This is a genomic window from Pantoea sp. X-Soil-YNGN-785 (assembly GCF_059730585.1).
In genome coordinates, this window is the sequence record NZ_AP035943.1 from 61,122 (window position 1) to 78,771 (window position 17,650).

Here is a 17,650-nt window from a genome sequence, read left to right on the forward strand (position 1 = left end):
AGCCTGTGCTATAAAAAATAGCCTCTGCTAACTATGTTCTGTTTTTAATCACCTCTGGAGCCCGCCTAATGGTCCCGATAAAAAAGTTCACCACGCTGTTACTGAGCGCACTGCTCATAAACCTGATGGCGAGCAGCAGCTATGCAGCAGAAAAATTTAAGATAGTGACAACGTTTACGGTGATAGCTGACATGGCTGAGAACGTGGCTGGAGATGCCGCGGAGGTCACCTCTATTACTAAGCCCGGTGCTGAAATACACGAATATCAGCCCACGCCCGGTGACATCCGGCGGGCGCAGGGTGCGCAGTTAATTATGGCGAACGGGCTTAATCTGGAACGCTGGTTTCAGCGCTTTTATCAGCATCTGGACGGCGTCCCGGAAGTGGTGGTCTCCGCTGGTGTAACGCCGATGGGGATTGGCGAAGGGCCCTATAATGGTAAACCGAATCCGCACGCCTGGATGTCACCGGACAATGCGCTGATCTATGTCGATAACATCCGCGATGCGCTGGTGAAATATGACCCGGTCAACGCAGAGACTTATCGTCAGAACGCTGCCGCCTATAAGCAAAAAATTACCGCGGCACTGGATCCGCTGCGCCAGCAGATTGCCGCTATTCCTGAGCAGAAACGCTGGATGGTGACCAGTGAAGGCGCGTTCTCCTATCTGGCGCGTGACCTGGGCATGAAAGAGCTTTACCTGTGGCCGATCAATGCTGACCAGCAGGGTACGCCGCAGCAGGTGAGACGCGTGATTGACCAGGTGAAGAAAAATGCCATTCCGGCGGTGTTCAGTGAAAGCACCGTGTCAGATAAGCCCGCCCGCCAGGTCGCGCGGGAAACCGGTGCCCATTACGGTGGTGTGCTTTACGTCGACTCTCTGAGTAGCGCGGAGGGACCGGTACCAACCTATCTTGATCTGCTCAAAGTCACCACGGAGACACTGGTACAGGGCATTAAAGCGGGAGAGAAAGCGCAATGACAGACACCATTGTGGTTTCAGGCGTTACGGTAACCTGGCGCAACGGACATACCGCGCTGCATGATGCCAGCTTCAGCGTGCCAGGCGGATCGATCGCCGCGCTGGTGGGCGTTAATGGCTCCGGCAAGTCAACCCTGTTCAAAGCGCTGATGGGATTTGTGCGGCTCGCCAGCGGCAGCATCTCGGTGCTGGGGATGCCGACCCGCCAGGCGCTGCGCCAGAGTCTGGTCGCCTACGTGCCGCAGTCGGAAGAGGTGGACTGGTCGTTTCCGGTGCTGGTGGAAGATGTGGTGATGATGGGGCGCTACGGGCACATGGGTCTGCTGCGCCGGCCAAAGTCGCATGACCAGCAGATTGTCAGTGAGGCGCTGGCGCGGGTCGATATGCTGGATTATCGCCATCGTCAGATCGGCGAACTCTCTGGCGGGCAGAAGAAAAGGGTGTTTCTGGCGCGTGCGATTGCGCAGCAGGGCAGCGTGATCCTGCTGGACGAGCCGTTTACCGGCGTGGATGTTCAGACCGAGGCCAGAATCATCAGCCTGCTGAGGGAATTGCGCGATGAAGGTAAAACCATGCTGGTTTCCACCCATAATCTGGGCTCGGTTACGGAGTTCTGTGATTACACCGTGATGGTAAAAGGCACCGTTCTGGCCAGCGGCCCGACCCGGACTACGTTTACCGCCGCTAATCTTGAGCGCGCGTTCAGCGGGGTATTGCGTCATGTGATGGTGAAGGGGCTGGACGATCAGATCATCACCGATGATGAACGTCCCTTTATTGCACCTCATGCCGCACGGGAAGAGGGGAGCTAAGCATGGCGCTTTTACTGGAACCTTTTGGTTATCACTACATGCTTAACGCGATGTGGGTCTCCGCGATGGTGGGTGGACTCTGCGCGTTTCTCTCCTGCTATCTGATGCTGAAGGGCTGGTCGCTGATAGGTGACGCGCTTTCACACTCTATTGTACCAGGCGTCGCGGGCGCTTATATGCTGGGACTGCCATTTGCGCTGGGGGCGTTTCTTTCCGGCGGGCTGGCAGCGGGCAGCATGCTGTTACTCAATCAGCGCACCCGCTTAAAAGAAGATGCGATCATTGGCCTGATCTTTTCCTCTTTTTTTGGTCTGGGCCTGTTTATGGTGTCGCTTAATCCGACTGCCGTGAACATACAGACCATTGTGCTGGGCAACATACTGGCGATTGCGCCAGCCGATGTACTCCAGCTGGCGCTGATTGGCGGGCTGTCGATCATCATTCTGCTGTTTAAGTGGAAAGATCTGATGGTCACCTTCTTTGATGAGAATCACGCGCGCGCCATCGGACTCCGCCCTGAACGGCTGAAAGTTCTCTTCTTTACGCTGCTGGCGGTCTCTACCGTGGCGGCGCTGCAAACTGTCGGTGCCTTTCTGGTGATCTGTCTGGTGGTGACGCCCGGCGCAACCGCCTGGCTGCTCACCGATCGCTTTCCGCGTCTGCTGATGATTGCTGTCGCGATCGGCAGCATCACCAGTTTTCTGGGTGCCTGGGCGAGTTACTACCTGGATGGCGCAACGGGCGGCATCATCGTGGTCGCGCAGACGCTGTTGTTCCTGCTGGCGTTTGTTTTTGCACCAAAACATGGCCTGCTGGCTAACCGGCGTCGTGGCCGCCATCACCCTGAAAAGGAGCCTGGCTGATGTGGATCCTTGACCCTTTCCGGTTTGCATTTATGAATAGCGCATTGCTTATCGCGCTGGTCGTGGCAATCCCTTGTGCGCTGCTGTCGGTGTTTCTGGTGCTAAAAGGCTGGGCGCTGATGGGCGATGCCATGAGCCATGCGGTATTCCCTGGCATCGTGCTCGCGTGGATGGCAGGACTGCCGCTGGCGGTGGGTGCGTTTGTTGCAGGACTGTTCTGTGCCGTCGCCAGTGGTTTCCTGCAGGACAACAGCCGCATTAAGCAGGACACCGTGCTGGGCATTGTCTTCTCCGGTATGTTCGCGGTGGGGCTAATCCTCTACATCGCCGTGAAACCTGAAGTACACCTGGATCATATTCTGTTTGGGGACATGCTTGGCATCACCGGCGCAGATATCGTTCAGACAGCGATTATCGCGTTGATCATCGTTATGGTGATTGTGGTGAAGTGGCGTGATTTTATGCTATTCAGCTTCGACCCTCAGCAGGCACAGGTCTCTGGCTTACCCGCCCGTCTGCTGCATTACGGGCTGCTCTGCATGGTCTCGCTGACCATTGTGGCGACGCTGAAAGCGGTGGGGGTCATCCTGTCGATCTCCCTGCTGATCGCGCCCGGCGCTATTGCGGTGCTGCTCACCCGTCGTTTTTCACATGCGCTGCTGGTGGCGGTTATGGTGTCGGTGCTGGTATCGCTGAGCGGCGTTTATCTCTCGTTCTTTATCGACAGTGCGCCTGCGCCGACGATCGTAGTGTTGTTTGCTGTGGTGTTTGTCGTAGCGATGGTCATTGCGGGAGGGAAAACACGGCAGCGGGAACGGCTGAAACATCGGTCTGGCGAAAAGAGCGTCTGTGGTGATAAACCATCCTGAAGCAATTATAAGGCGCGGTAAAATTCGGATTTCAGAGCAGATAGCGTCTAAACAGACTTATTCTCAAGCCTGAAAGTTGAGGCTTTTAAACAGCGAATGACGCATCATGTCGGTTCTGGTAGTGATATCCGCTCCTGTGAACGGAGCGGATAATTTAATCTCTCAGTAATGATTGATGTGGGTATCAGCACAGCTTCAGGATTGTTATGTGAAACAAACAAAAATGGCGCACTCCCTTAGAAATTTATGATTCCGGCAATGCGTGCAGCCGGGTTGAAAAAAATACGCTTAGAAATGATTTGTAGCGTGAAATGTTTTTTAACACTAATTAATTTGCTGATTACTATTATTTTAATTGATAACTATCAATGGGTTGTATTTTTTCAGGCGTGTTCCTCTCTTTCTGATTTCTTAGTTTCCTCTTCCATCGTCTATATATATTTTCTGTCGCGCCGTTATTGATGACGCTACCAGAGAAAATTTTTCATGGTTTTTTATTCAACCTCATTTCTTAACACCAGAGCAACATAGCAATCTCAAAAATATAACGGAAAATAATATGAAAATAGCCACGCGTCTTGTCGCAGGGTATAGCCTGCTGATCATCCTTTTTCTTCTCTGCACCGGGACGGCACTTCATGCACTCTGGCAGGCCAGGGACGATATGGAAAACGCTGTAAATAATAAAATTTACCGCTATGAGCTGATTCAGAACATGCGAAATGCGGCCAGAGACATGGCGGTCGCAGTCAGGAATATTGCATTACTGAATGAACAGAATGACAGACAGCCTGAATGGGACAGAATAGTCGCTCAGAAAGCCATCTACATCCAGAACAGGGACAAGCTGACGGCCAGTATGTCGCAAAACGTCTCAGCGGAAGGCAAAAGTGCGCTGGAAAATCTGACCTCCACGGATGAATCAGCACTGAGTCTGCTCATGACGGCGGGCAGGAAAGCGATGGAGGCACCTCAGTCTGAAACCGTTGATTACCTGCTAAAAACCGTAAGGCCAGGACAGCGAACAATGCTGAATGCCCTCGATCGGCTTTCGACTATTCAGATGCAGGTAAGCAGGAAAACCGTTCTGGATGCAAGGGCAGCAGCTTCGCAAACGGCTACGCTGATGTCGGTGATGGTATTAATTTCTTTCCTCATCGCTATCGCAGCCTGTTATTCCATCATCCGGACGCTTATGCGTCAGCTGGGCGGAGAGCCCGCACAGGCACAGGCGCTGGCTGCGGCGATTGCATCGGGTAACCTGACATCGCCTGTCCTGTTACGGCATAACGATACTTCCAGCCTGCTGGCTTCGCTGGATGTTATGCAGGCCAACCTGCGCAGCATGGTGGCAAATATCAGAGATACCTCTGCATCCGTTGCACTGGCCGCAGATGAAATCTCGCAGGGTAATACAGAACTCTCCTCCCGAACCGAACAGCAGGCCGCTGCCCTGCAGGAAACGGCGGCAAGCATGGAACAGCTCACCGCTACCGTAAAAAGCAATGCAAGCGGGGCACATGAGACCGCCAACTCGGCCCGTGAAACTGCGCGCCTTACCCACGCCGGGGAAACGGATGTCAAGCGTATGGCAGAGACGATGCAAGCCATATCAATGAGCGCGACTAAAGTCCGGGACATTACTTCTGTGATTGAAAGTATTGCGTTTCAGACTAACATTCTGGCGCTGAACGCAGCGGTTGAGGCGGCACGAGCAGGAGAAGAAGGACGCGGCTTTGCTGTTGTGGCGGGTGAGGTCAGGACACTGGCGCAGCGCAGTGCCTCTGCGGCCCGCGATATAAAACTGCTTATCGAAGAAGCGGTAACCCAGGTGGAAAGCGGCGTCACGGTCGCCTCGTCAACCGGCGACAGCATTATGAAAATTGTTGGCATGGTGAATGAACTGGCTGTGTCGATGGATACGATTTCCCTTGCCTCTTCAGAGCAGATGCAGGGCATATCTCAGGTCAGTGTCGCCGTGACGCAAATGGACAGCGTGACGCAGAATAACGCCGCGCTGGTGGAAGAGTCGTCTTCTGCTTCTCAGTCGCTCTCTGAACAGGCGCACGCGCTGCGGGGCATGGTGGCCGCGTTTCAGGTGTGATGACCTCTGGTGGCGGCGTTCACTTGCTCGAGGTGCCGCCAGTATTCACACCTCCGAAGGTCTGCTTTTCCGGCAGATGAGGATGGGTGACAGGCACCTGTTTGTCACCCAGCGCTCAGACATCATTCGTTTTCACTTTCTGACCACAGAAAAAAGAACATGAAAGGGAACAGGGGGGAGTAAAGATAGCCCTGTTGACGCCTGATCACGCGCAAAGTCAGCCATACAGGTTTAATGCGCGTTACGGCCAGGCTCGAACTGAATAAGAGTGCCGCAGCCTGAGCTGGACCGCTGATAAATCCAGCCACCGCGCAGACCATTTTGATCACTCTTCGGGTGGAAGGGTAGATGACAGCATTGTGAATGATGCGTTCATTGGTAAGGCCTGAGCAAACCTGCCTGTATCTCACGACACGGCCATTTGAGCTATTGCGTACAGAAGCTTCGACCAGCCGCAGACCTTGCAGAATGCAAAACAGCACCTGTGATGTGCCCTGTGCGGCGTGGTGTTACAAACCTCACTTCAGAAAACATCTCTCCTTATTGTCGTCATCGTCTCATTTGTCTTTTTCCCGTAAGGCGGATATTTGCCAGCCGCAGCAGTTGCTCACCTGAAACAATTTTCTGGCCGGGCAAAAAAGGGGTTGATGAGTGACGCACTGCGAAATAACAAAAATAATTAATGTTTTTCTGAAAGCGGCCGATTAAGGAATTTGCCTTAACGGTTCAAAGCTGCGAGCAAAAAGGGGTAAGAAACCCGCGGCTTCGCATGAGCCGTCGCGCAGGCTTTCGCAAGGGCACCGGGGCTTGTACCCCGCAGGTGAGTATAGAAACGCAGCAGCCGTGCTACGCAAAGAACGGCGCTGCTGTACAGGGATTACCTTTATGGATATGGAACTGAAATGAAAAAAAGCACCGTTGCAGTGATGATGATGGCGACTCTGTCAGGCGGAGCCTGTGCAGATGCAGGTCGATTTTCACCGAATTTTTCTCCGGAAAGCTTTAGTGTGTCGACGTCAGCCGGGATGCTGAGTGGCAAATCTCATGAGTTGGTTTACGACACCGAAAGAGGTCGCAAAGTCAGTCAGCTGGACTGGAAAATAAAGAATGTTGCTATTCTCAAAGGCGAGTTATCCTGGGATGCATACTCATTTCTGACGCTGAATGCGCGAGGCTGGACTTCCCTGGCTTCTGGTTCGGGTCATATGGATGATTATGACTGGCTCGATGACAACCAGTCTGACTGGACGGATCATTCATCTCATCCCCGCACAGATGTTAATTACGCCAATGAATACGATCTCAATGTTAAGGGCTGGGCGTTACAGGGCGATAACTATAAGGCCGGTCTGACTGCTGGTTATCAGGAAACCCGTTTAAGCTGGACAGCTTTTGGCGGTTCATACAATTACGATAACGGCGCTTCTGTCGGTGATTTCCCAAGAGGCGAGCGCGGTATTGGCTATAGCCAGCGTTTTTCCATGCCGTATATTGGCCTTGCAGGCCAGTATCGTATTAACGACTTTGAATTTAATGCCTTATTTAAATTCAGTGACTGGGTGCGCGCACACGATAATGACGAGCATTACATGCGCGATCTTACCTTCCGTGAGAAAGCGACTAATTCGCGGTACTACGGAACATCAGTAGATGCCGGCTATTATGTCACGCCAAATGCCAAAGTGTTTGCCGAGTTCACCTACAGCAAATATGAAGAAGGCAAAGGCAGCACGCAGATTATTGACAGATTCTCTGGCGAATCAGCATCAACTGGTGGAGATGCGGCTGGTATATCAAATAAAAACTATACCATTACAGCTGGTCTGCAATACCGGTTCTGATTCGATTCTGTACGCCAGATGATAATGTAACGTAAAGCCCCCTTTGGGGCTTTTTAATTTTTTTCAAAAAAAATGAAAATATTAAGTGCTTATTTAATTCACAACAGAATCAATAAGATGATTTGTTTAAATGAACTTTCAGCCCGGCAGTTCTGCCGCTTTTTTTAGTAATTGTAAATCTTATCTAATCGATAAATATCATTAAATGTCATTCCCGTTTGCTGATAGCGTCCAGCATAACGCATCTTAGGAAGAGAAAATAAATGTATGTCATCCCGAAAATCATGAGAATTGCTGCGTTTTTCCCCGTTATTTTCCTCACTGGCTGTTCCACGCTTTTACCCCTTAATTACACAGATTACGAAGGTAAGGATGCAGCGACGGTGGTGGCCATCAATCCAGAGGGATTTGTGGGTACATTTTATCTTTCGGTCTATGAGAAGAAAGGCACCTGTTATGACAGGGTTGATCGTTATCAGCTGGAGTCAAATCTTATCCCCTCCGCTGGGCGCGTTATGACAGCAAAGGTACAGCCTGGCAGGCTCATGGCTTTTCAGCAGCTCAACACGATAATGAGCGATTACGACACACAAGGAAAAAAAACGAGATTCCCGGAAAGCTATTTACTCTCGCAGTGGGTTCCATTTATTCCACAAGCGGGTAAACGCTACTTTATTGATACTAAATATGGTGCTCGGGAGATTTCGTCGGATTATGCCATTACTGTTTATTCAGACCCTGCCAGAATTGCGTCTGATTTTAAAACGCTTCCCCGGGATAACTGGGACGCCAGAAATCGTTGTCAGCATCTTATAGGCGGCAGCTAATCACGATTCACCTGTCGCTGTAGCAGCGTCACAGTGAAGGAATGATAAGCAATCGGCCAGTATCATTGACACCGGAAGGGATTAAGCATTTCTGCCACTTTCGCAGAGGATGTGGATAGCCCCTGAAAATCCCGGTGTATGACTTCGCCAAAGACCACATTATTGGCCAGACTCCTCATCTGAAGCGTGTCTGATTAAACACGCCTGAACGCGCCTGTTCTTGTGCCAGGGTGGGCGTTAACAGGTGACCAGCCTTTTCACTCCGCCTGTATCAGCCTTGCCACTGCGACTGGCAGATGATGTCTGGGCTGCAATTTGTGAAAAAATTAGTGAGGCGGCTGCATCAATCCTCTAAGTGATACTGGCTGGAAAGATCCAGGAATATATCAAATAAAAACAATAATATGAAATCGTTATATTATATAATATATAGCGTTTTACATTGCTTTTTTCCCCCAGATAACGCTGACTTTTTCCCGACATGCCCGCCAGATTGCCAAAAAGCTGCTAAACCTTAAGACAGAGATACGCGCGTAAAGATTAGGGTTATCACGATTTTCCCCGATTTAACTCCCGTCAGAACTAAACCTATAAAAATTTCATCTTTTAGCCCCCAACAATGGGAAGCAGACAATGTCGGAAAAAATATCGCTAACAATGCAGGTCAATGGTCAGTCGCAGCAGATGCAGGTCGATCCGCGAGTCACTCTGCTGGATGCGCTGCGTGAGCATCTTAACCTGACCGGCACCAAAAAAGGGTGCGATCAGGGACAATGCGGTGCCTGCACCGTGCTGATAAATGGTCAGCGGGTGCTGAGCTGCCTGACGCTGGCGGCCCAGGCGGATGGCGCTGACGTCACCAGCATTGAAGGGCTGGCCTCCACCGAGGGTGAACTGCATCCGGTACAGCGCTGCTTTATGGAGAATGATGCCTTCCAGTGTGGCTACTGCACGCCGGGTCAGATTATGTCCGCCGTAGCCTGCATCAAAGAGGGTCATGCCGGTTCAGACGATGAGATCCGTGAATACATGAGCGGCAATCTCTGCCGTTGCGGGGCTTATCCGCATATCGTCGATGCGATTAAACAGGCCGCTGCTGAGATGGCGAAGGAGTCCGCATGAATGAATTCAGCTGGAAAGTTGCGCAGTCACCTGAAGAGGCTGCCACTCTGAAACAGCAGTCGGGCAGTCAGTTGCTGGCGGGCGGCACGACGCAGCTCGATCTGATGAAGTGTGGTGTCTTCACGCCACCACAGTTAATTGGCATCAGCGGCTTAACGGCGCTGAAAAACCTGCAGTTTGATGACGATAAGATCACCGCTGGTGCACTGGTCACCATGAGCCAGCTGGCCGATCATCCCGCCTGCCAGCAGAGCGCGCCTGCCATCTATGGCAGCCTGTGGCAGGCTGCCTCACCGCAGATTCGTAATATGGCGTCGCTGGGTGGAAATTTACGTCAGCGCACCCGTTGTAACTACTACCGTGACCCGGCAACGTTCCCGGCCTGCAACAAACGCAATCCTGGTTCCGGCTGTGCCGCCCTGGATGGCGTCAACAGCAATCACGCGATTCTGGGTGCCAGCGACAGCTGCATTGCCGTCTATCCCGGCGATCTGGCGGTTGCGCTGGTGGCGTTTGACGCCATCGTCGTTCTGAAAAATCAGCAGGGCGAAACCCGTCGCATCGCAATTGATGACTTCTTCCTGCTGCCGGGTGATACGCCTGATTGTGAGCACGATCTGCGAGATGACGAGATCATTGTGGCTATTGAAGTGCCGCAAACTGAGTCACTCCGGCACTCACACTACCTCAAAGTCCGCGACCGCAGCTCCTATGAGTTTGCAGCAGCCAGCGCGGCCGCAGGCTTCACGCTGGAAAACGGCGTGATGCGTGACGTGCATATTGCCCTGGGCGGCGTCGCCACTAAACCCTGGCGTGTCCGATCTGTCGAGCAGGCGCTGGAAGGCCAGCCGTTTAAGGAAGAGACGGTGTTCCTGGCGGCAGAACGGATTACACAGGAGACGCAGGCGCTGACCCACAACGCCTATAAAGTAAAACTGGCGCCGCGAGTGATTGCACGCGCGCTGATGGCAGCAGGAGAAACCGCATGAGTGAAGTAAACGACAAAGCGCGTCCCGATATGATCAACGCGAACTCAGCGGCAGACACCCGGATTGAAGGTCTGGGCGCATCCCGCTCGCGTGGCGATGGTAAAGTGAAAGTCACCGGTGAGGCCCGTTATGCGTTAGAACATCAGCCGGAAAATCCACTTTACGGCGTGGTGATCCAGTCTGTGATTGCCAGCGGCCGCATCAGCCGCATGGCGACGGAAAAAGCGCAGCAGGCCACAGGCGTGCTGGCGGTCTATACCCATCTCAACACGCTGAAGATCAACAAGCCCACGGCGATTGCCGATGGCGGCGCGGCGCAGTCAACCTACACCCCGATTCAGGACGATGTGATTATTCATAACGGTCAGAACATCGGTCTGGTGGTGGCTGAGACGTTTGAGCAGGCGACCTATGCTGCCTCGCTGGTGGAGATTGAGTATGAAACGTCTGATGCACTGATTTTTGCCACCGATGAGGGCGTCGAGCCAAAACCGCTCCCAAAGCAGGATATCGATATGGGCGATGCCCAGTCGGCGATGCAGCAGGCCGAGGTGCGCCTGAGCCAGCGTTACACCACCCCGCGTGAATACAACATGCCAATGGAGCCGCACGCCTGTGTGGCGGAGTGGCAGGATGGGCGCATTACCGTCTGGGAGCCGAGCCAGTGGGTAGCCGGCGCGCAGGTAGAGATTGCCGAGTGGATGGGCATTGAGGTTGAAGACGTGCGGATCATCTCGCCGTATGTCGGCGGTGGATTTGGCTCTAAGCCGGTGCCTTACACCCATGTTGCGCTGGCGACGGCGGCATCGCGTGCGCTGAAGCGCCCGGTCAAAGTGTCGCTGACACGTCCGCAGACTTTTACCGGTCTTGGCGGGCGTCCGGCGACCTCGCAGCAGCTGGAGCTGGGCGCATCCCGCGACGGCAAAATTCAGGCAATTATCCAGCGCAGCTTCAGTGAAACGTCACTCATTGATGTCTTCGCCGAGAACTGCAGCAAAGTCACCGCCCGCATGTATGCGGTAGGCAACGTTTCCGCGCAGCATCAGGTCAGGCCGATTAATACGGTGACGCCAGGGTGGATGCGCGCGCCAGGTGAAAACCCCAGCGCCTTTGGACTGGAAGTGGCGATGGATGAGATGGCTTATGCCCTGAACATCGATCCGCTGGAGCTGCGTCTGCGCAACTGGGCAGATAAAGATTATCAGCTCGACCTGCCGTGGAGTTCTCGCCGTCTGAAAGAAGCCTATCAGAAAGGCGCAGAAGCCTTTGGCTGGGACAAGCGCATCATGACGCCGCGCTCAATGCGCGAAGGGCGTGAACTGATTGGCTGGGGCATGGCCTCCGGCACCTATCCGGTCAACAAACTCCCTGCCGAAGCGAAAATTATCCTGACGCCGCAGGGCAAATTTGTGGTGCAGTGCGGCGGTGCGGATATCGGCACCGGAACCTATACCATTCTGGCGCAGACCGCTGCCGATATTCTGGGCGTCGCCTCTACCACCATTGAGGTGCAGCTGGGTGATACCGCGCTGCCGCGCGCGGGTGTAGCGGGTGGATCGCAGCTGGCAGGCAACGTGACCGCGGCGGTGAACGACACGGCTAAACGGATGCGCGACCAGCTGCTGAAGCTGGTCAGCGAACTGCCACAGTCGCCACTGAAAGGCACGCCTGCGTCTCAGCTCACGCTGAAAGGCGACGGGGTGCAGCACAATCAGCGCAGCGATCTCGCCGTTTCCTTTGCTCAGCTGGCGACGCTGGCCCCGGCAGAGAGTCTGACGGTGAAAGGCGGCACCTTCCCGGAAGATATGTCAGAAAGCGAACGCGACAAGATGGTGCGTAATCTTAATGACGGTACCCGCCCCGAAAAATTCTCTGCCCACAGCTGGAGTGCGCAGTTTATTGAGGTCCGGGTCGATGAAGACTTCGGTACCATCCGGGTTAAACGGATGGTGGCTGCGCTCGACAGCGGTCGTCTCTATAACCCGAAGCTGGCGCGCAGCCAGTGGATTGGCGGCATGATCATGGGTGTGGGTCAGGCGCTGATGGAGGAGGGCATCATCGATCCGCGTAACGGTCGGGTAATCAACAATAACCTCGCAGATTACTTAGTGCCGGTGAATGGCGACATCCCGAGCATTACTACCATCAACGTAGGCGAGCCCGATTTTGAGGCGACCACCATGGGCGGTAAACCGGTGGGTGAACTGGGTATCGTCGGTGTTGCGGCAGCGATCAGTAATGCAGTCTTCCATGCCACCGGCAAGCGCGTACGCGATCTGCCGATTACGCTCGACAAGCTTATCTGAACCGGTTCCTGACCTGCTGCCAGCAGGCCGGACGGTAGTTATGCGGGCGCGGGCTAAGCCAGCGCCCGTTTTTCACGCCAAGCGGAGAAAGAGAGTGAAGATTGCGCTGATTGTACTGGCCGCCGGGCTGAGTCAACGTTTTCGCCAGCAGGCGGGCGGGCATAAGCTGCTGGCTGATCTTGAAGGCAAAGCGGTATTGCAGCGCACGCTGGATCAGGCCGCTGCCAGTGGGCTTGACCTGTTCGTGGTGATCCGTCCCGACGCCCTGGCAATCCAGTCGCTCTGCTCGCGGGCGACGGTCGTGCTGTGCGACAGCGGCGGGCTGGGCGAGTCCATCGCAGCGGGCGTTAACGCCAGCCATGACTACGACGGCTGGCTGATTGCGCTGGGCGATATGCCGTTTGTGACGCCTGAAAGTTACCGCGCCGTCAGTGTCGCGCTGGCAGATTCGCCGATTGTCAGGCCAGTCATTGAGGGCAAGCCGGGCCATCCGGTGGGCTTTCAGAATCACTATTTTCCAGTGCTGAGCACGTTACAGGGCGATGCCGGACCCCAGGCGATGGTGAAGTCACAGGCTGTCCGGCTGCCGCTTCACGATCGCGGCTGCCTCTGTGATATCGATTTTCCTGCCGATCTGCAGCTGATAAAGGAATTTTCATGATAACGCTGGATCAACGCGTGATTAATGCGGCACTGAGCAGTTGCCAGGCGGGCCAGCAGGTCTGGCTCTGTACGGTGCTGTACACCTATGGCTCTTCGCCGCGCGCACCCGGGACCCTCATGACGGTTAACGAAGCCGGCGCATACTGCGGATCGCTGTCAGGCGGCTGCATCGAAGAGGATTTTCTGGCGCAGCTCGCGGCGGGGGCGTATCGCGCCAGCAGTCAGCGGGTACGCTACGGCGAGGGCGGGATGCGTCCTGACGTCAGCCTGCCGTGTGGCGGCAGTCTGGAAATCGTCATCGAGTTTCTGCCGCCTGATGACGTCACGCTGGCGCTGCTGACGGCGATGCAGCGCGCGCTGAGCGGGCAACAGCCGCTGGTAAAAATGATACGGCCGGGCGAGCGCGCGCAGTGGGAGGCGATTGCCGCCGACAGGAGACTGCCCGCACTGGATGCCAGCGAGCAGCAGATGTTATTGCCGGTTGGCGCGATACCGGAACTGCTGATCGCAGGCTACTCCAGCGTGGCACATGAGTGCATCCGGCTGGGTCAGATGCTGGGGTTTCACGTACGGGTCTGTGAGCATCGACCCGAAATGCGGACGGAGCTGGAGAGCCATTTCAGCGACGCGGACAACGTGACGCTCGTATCACAGCATCCGGCGCGCTGGCTGGAACTGAATGGCGCGCACGCCGCGGTGGCGATTGTGGCACTGACTCACGATCCGCGCATTGATGACCTGACGATGATGGAGGCGATTGCAACCCCCGCGTTCTACATCGGCATCATGGGTTCGGCGAAAAACAGCGAGAAACGACGGGCGCGTCTGCAACAGATCGCGGGGATGGATCGGGCCGAACTGGACCGCATCCATGCGCCCATCGGCTTGCCCATCGGCAGCAAAACCCCGGCGGAGATTGCGCTGTCGGTCATGGCCGATATCGTCCGCGTGAAGAATAGTGAGCCTTCAGCCGCCTGATCCCGCCGTCTTCTCAGGTGCCAGCCGATAAAGATAGCTGCCCGAATAAGGGATGGGCAGGAAATCACGAAACAGCTGCTGTAACGTTTGTTCGGGATCGACGTCGCGGAACAGCTGCGGGTAGAGCGTGGTAGCAAAGAACTCGGTCGCTACGACGTGCCACGGGCTGAGATAAAAATTGTGCCAGAGGGCTCCGGTATGACCCTCACGTAGCGCGGTCAGCTGTTTCAGTGCGTTCTGCTGACCGGTCAGTGCCAGCAGGCTCTGCCGGGTCTGCAGCGTGGTGACGGCGGGGCCAAGCTTCAGCGCGCCCGCCTCATCGGCGCTGCCGCTGCCGGTGGCAAAGTAGTACTCCGGCTGGGCAGCAATCACGCGCTCTTCACTCAGCCGCCCGAACACGCCTTTAATCTGCTGGCTTGCGATGTTATTACCACCGGCAAATGTCAGCAGCTCACCCAGATTGCCATTCACCGAGGTGACGCAGCATTCGCTGCGCCGTCCAAGATGCAGCTGCAGCAGAACGGACGGTTTAGGGCCGTGATAACTCGCCAGCCGATCGGCAATGCGCTGCATGTGGCTGCGGTAGAAGTGATTAAACTCAGCCGCACGCTGCGGCTGATTCAGCACCTCACCCAGCAAAGTGATGCTGCGCTCAGTGTTTTTCAGCAGATTAACCCGCAGATCGATCTTCACCACCGGAATATGCGCCGCAGCGAGCATCTTCTCCAGCACGGCGCCGTTTTCACTGTCACGCGCCAGCTGCGGCAGGATCACCACATCGGGCTTAAGCGCGATCACCTGTTCGGGATTCATATCGTTAACGCCATCCAGCCCCACTACCGGAATTGTCTCCATCCGGGGAAACTGGCGGGCAAAAACCTGCCAGGTCTGAGGATCGTACTTTTTCAGATCCTGCGGCCAGCCGGCAATATGCTGCAGCGGATTACCGGGCGTCAGCAGTGCGACGCTGTAGAGCATCCGGCTTTCACCCAGCACAATGCGCTGCGGATGGTCGGGAATCGTGACCTGGCGACCGGTGATATCGGTCAGCGTACGGGCATGTGCACCCGCGCTGACCAGCATCACAGTGATCGTCAGCAGCACCGAACGTAGCGAGTTAAAATTCCACACGGGCCTGTACCATCAGATTACGGGTTTCGCCTTCACGGACGCGCAGGTTGCCGCCGCTTGAACTGTAGTAGTGCTGGTTAAACAGATTATTGATATTCAGACGCAGCTGGGTTTTTTCACCAAACAGGCGGTTGTTCCACGCCACGAAGCTGTCTGCCACGACATAGTCGGGCAGGGTGAAACTGTTATCTGGATCGCCCGCACGGGTGCCGACGTAGCGCGCGCCACCGCCGAGCCTGAACGCGCCGGGCAGGCTGGTGATCAGCATCTCATGACTCAGATAGAGCGCACCGGCATGACGCGGCGCATTCTGCAGGCGATTACCGTTGTTTTCCGGATTCACCCGATCGCTGACGATCTCTGCCTGATCATAGCTGTAGTTGGCACTTAAATCCCAGCCGGGCGCGATTTCGCCGTTGAGCTCAAATTCAGCGCCGGTCGAGCGTGCTTTATCGATGGCCCGCGTGCTGCCATTGATGTTCAGCGACATCGCCTTTTCATCAATCCGGTAAAGCGCCACTGTTGCCAGCAGTTTCGGCGAAAGCTGCCATTTGCTGCCGACTTCCCAGCTCGTGCCCTGTTCAGGCTTGCCGACATTACCGTTATCATCCACATCGGTAGATGGCGTAAACGATTTGCTGACGCTGGTGTAGAAAGAGAGGTCAGGCGTGAGTTTGTAGATCACCCCCGCCTGTGGCAGAAACTTATTGCCCTCATCGTTCAGGATTTCTGACTGGGGATTAACGCCGCGGGAAGCGCGCTGTTCATAATGCTGATAACGGCCGCCCAGCACCAGAATCCAGTCCTGAGTGAGTGAAATACTGTCTTTGGCGTAAAGCGAACGACTATGAATACGGTTCAGGTTATTCGCGCCGGTGGTATTTTCCGTGCTGTCATCTGTAACCGGTGACAGGATGTCATAGTCGGGATTGAAATAACTGAACTGGCGATTGACCTTGCCCAGATATTGATGGGCGCGATAAGTCTGGTTCATCTCATAGTCGGTGCCCACCACCAGCGAATGTTGCATGCCCAGAATTTCCGGGTTGCCCAGCAGATCCCAGCTCACATATTTGGTTTTGTGGTTAAACCCGCGGTTGGCATCGGCGCGACGAGTAACCACGCCCGTGCTGGCATTCACCGCCGTTACGCGCACCTCATTGTTATCATAGCGCCGCTGATTCCAGCCCAGGGTAAACCGGGTGCGCCACTCATCATTAAACTGCCAGTCATAGTGGGCATTCAGCGTTTTGTTATGGCCCCATGCGTGATTGGCTTTGTCATCCAGACGATCTTTATAGCCGATATTGATCGGCCTGCCGTCGATAAAGGCGGTGCCGCGATCGTAGGGAATATCATAACGGTAGTCGGCATAGCTGATCAGAAAGCTGGCCTGCTCGCCAAACCATTGCAGAGAGGGTGCCAGCAGCGTGTGCTCTTCGCTGCCGAAGTTGCGCCAGTAATCCTGATTCTGCTTTTCGGCGATGAGCCGGAAAGCAAAGCCATTGCCCAGCGGGCCGGTGACATCCAGCGTACCCGCACCGCCACCTTCACTGGCGTAACGCCCGGTAACGCTGGAGTGCCAGCTGTATTGTGGCTTTTTGCTGACCACATTGATAATGCCGCCCGGATTCTGAATGCCATACAGCAGCGAGGAGGAGCCTTTCAGCACCTCGACCCGTTCGGTCGTGGCATCAAAATTGAGTCCCTGACTGCTGCGGATACCATCGCGATAAACCGACCCATCGGCATTACTGCCAAAACCGCGTCGTACAAAGCCATCTTCGGTGCCGCCCAGCGTATTGGCCTCGGTGACGCCGCTGACAAAGCGCATTGCATCCGCCAGGGAGCTGGCCTGGAAATCTTCCAGCTGCTCCTGCGTCACCACGCTGACCGATTGTGCTTCATCGAGCCGCGCGGTTGGCATTTTACTGGCAACGCTGGTTTCGCTGGCGCTGTAATTTCCCTCTGAGCTGGCATCGGCGGTCACGGTCATATCTGATGCGCTGTCGGTTGCTACACTGACCTGCGGCAACAGCATGCTGCCACAGATCGCCACGACCAGAGCGGGGTGCCGGGCCGGATATCGCGAGTCTCTGTTTTTCATTCTTCTTTTCGTATCTGTTTCTGAAGCTAATAAGGCCCGATGGCTGACGACTACG

The 17,650-nt window shown here is 55.0% G+C and carries 14 protein-coding genes; 12 read left to right on the forward strand and 2 right to left on the reverse strand.

Translation table 11 applies throughout. The annotated features are described in order from the left end of the window. Nucleotides 1-68: 68 nt before the first annotated feature. The 12 genes from AC6I8E_RS18840 to AC6I8E_RS18895 all read left to right on the forward strand — a co-directional run bounded on the left by AC6I8E_RS18840 (nucleotide 69) and on the right by AC6I8E_RS18895 (nucleotide 14,357). On the forward strand, nucleotides 69-983 hold the full coding sequence (locus AC6I8E_RS18840; protein ID WP_147788658.1) for a metal ABC transporter substrate-binding protein: 915 nt from the start codon (nucleotides 69-71) through the stop codon (nucleotides 981-983). Then, complete coding sequence (locus tag AC6I8E_RS18845; protein WP_497824839.1) at nucleotides 980-1,795, forward strand: manganese/iron ABC transporter ATP-binding protein; 816 nt, start codon at nucleotides 980-982, stop codon at nucleotides 1,793-1,795. Before AC6I8E_RS18840 ends, AC6I8E_RS18845 begins: the two co-directional genes overlap by 4 nt. 2 nt (nucleotides 1,796-1,797) lie before the next feature. Further along, complete coding sequence (gene sitC / locus AC6I8E_RS18850) at nucleotides 1,798-2,658, forward strand: iron/manganese ABC transporter permease subunit SitC (protein ID WP_147788659.1); 861 nt, start codon at nucleotides 1,798-1,800, stop codon at nucleotides 2,656-2,658. Next, nucleotides 2,658-3,527, forward strand: a complete 870-nt coding sequence (locus tag AC6I8E_RS18855) for a metal ABC transporter permease (protein ID WP_147788660.1) — start codon at nucleotides 2,658-2,660, stop codon at nucleotides 3,525-3,527. The genes sitC and AC6I8E_RS18855 overlap by 1 nt, the downstream gene beginning before the upstream one ends. A gap of 559 nt (nucleotides 3,528-4,086) precedes the next feature. After that, the gene (locus tag AC6I8E_RS18860) at nucleotides 4,087-5,631 is read left to right on the forward strand and encodes a methyl-accepting chemotaxis protein (RefSeq protein WP_497824840.1); all 1,545 of its coding nucleotides are present in this window, start codon (nucleotides 4,087-4,089) and stop codon (nucleotides 5,629-5,631) included. A gap of 902 nt (nucleotides 5,632-6,533) precedes the next feature. After that, the gene (locus tag AC6I8E_RS18865; RefSeq protein WP_497824841.1) at nucleotides 6,534-7,472 is read left to right on the forward strand and encodes an omptin family outer membrane protease; all 939 of its coding nucleotides are present in this window, start codon (nucleotides 6,534-6,536) and stop codon (nucleotides 7,470-7,472) included. Nucleotides 7,473-7,735: 263 nt separating this feature from the next. After that, nucleotides 7,736-8,299: a hypothetical protein gene (locus AC6I8E_RS18870; RefSeq protein ID WP_312216062.1), complete on the forward strand. Its 564-nt coding sequence runs from the start codon at nucleotides 7,736-7,738 to the stop codon at nucleotides 8,297-8,299. 633 nt (nucleotides 8,300-8,932) lie between these two features. Beyond that, entirely contained in the window at nucleotides 8,933-9,421 is a 489-nt protein-coding gene (locus tag AC6I8E_RS18875; RefSeq protein WP_236262775.1) for a (2Fe-2S)-binding protein, read from the forward strand. Then, nucleotides 9,418-10,410, forward strand: a complete 993-nt coding sequence (locus tag AC6I8E_RS18880) for an FAD binding domain-containing protein (protein ID WP_497824842.1) — start codon at nucleotides 9,418-9,420, stop codon at nucleotides 10,408-10,410. Before AC6I8E_RS18875 ends, AC6I8E_RS18880 begins: the two co-directional genes overlap by 4 nt. A gap of 29 nt (nucleotides 10,411-10,439) precedes the next feature. After that, nucleotides 10,440-12,716, forward strand: coding sequence for a xanthine dehydrogenase family protein molybdopterin-binding subunit (locus tag AC6I8E_RS18885; protein ID WP_497824912.1), 2,277 nt, complete (start codon nucleotides 10,440-10,442; stop codon nucleotides 12,714-12,716). A 94-nt stretch (nucleotides 12,717-12,810) separates the two neighbouring features. Further along, nucleotides 12,811-13,377 carry a nucleotidyltransferase family protein gene (locus AC6I8E_RS18890; protein ID WP_497824843.1) on the forward strand — a complete coding sequence of 189 codons (567 nt, stop codon included), beginning with the start codon at nucleotides 12,811-12,813 and terminating at the stop codon, nucleotides 13,375-13,377. Further along, nucleotides 13,374-14,357 carry an XdhC family protein gene (locus tag AC6I8E_RS18895; protein ID WP_497824844.1) on the forward strand — a complete coding sequence of 328 codons (984 nt, stop codon included), beginning with the start codon at nucleotides 13,374-13,376 and terminating at the stop codon, nucleotides 14,355-14,357. Before AC6I8E_RS18890 ends, AC6I8E_RS18895 begins: the two co-directional genes overlap by 4 nt. Here AC6I8E_RS18895 and AC6I8E_RS18900 read toward each other — a convergent pair. Both AC6I8E_RS18900 and AC6I8E_RS18905 read right to left on the reverse strand, forming a co-directional pair. After that, nucleotides 14,346-15,440 carry an ABC transporter substrate-binding protein gene (locus tag AC6I8E_RS18900; RefSeq protein ID WP_497824913.1) on the reverse strand — a complete coding sequence of 365 codons (1,095 nt, stop codon included), beginning with the start codon at nucleotides 15,438-15,440 and terminating at the stop codon, nucleotides 14,346-14,348. The two genes, AC6I8E_RS18895 and AC6I8E_RS18900, sit on opposite strands and share 12 nt — an antisense overlap. 34 nt (nucleotides 15,441-15,474) lie before the next feature. Further along, a complete protein-coding gene (locus tag AC6I8E_RS18905) occupies nucleotides 15,475-17,595 on the reverse strand; it encodes a TonB-dependent siderophore receptor (protein WP_497824845.1) in 2,121 nt (706 codons plus the stop codon). Nucleotides 17,596-17,650 lie beyond the last annotated feature (55 nt).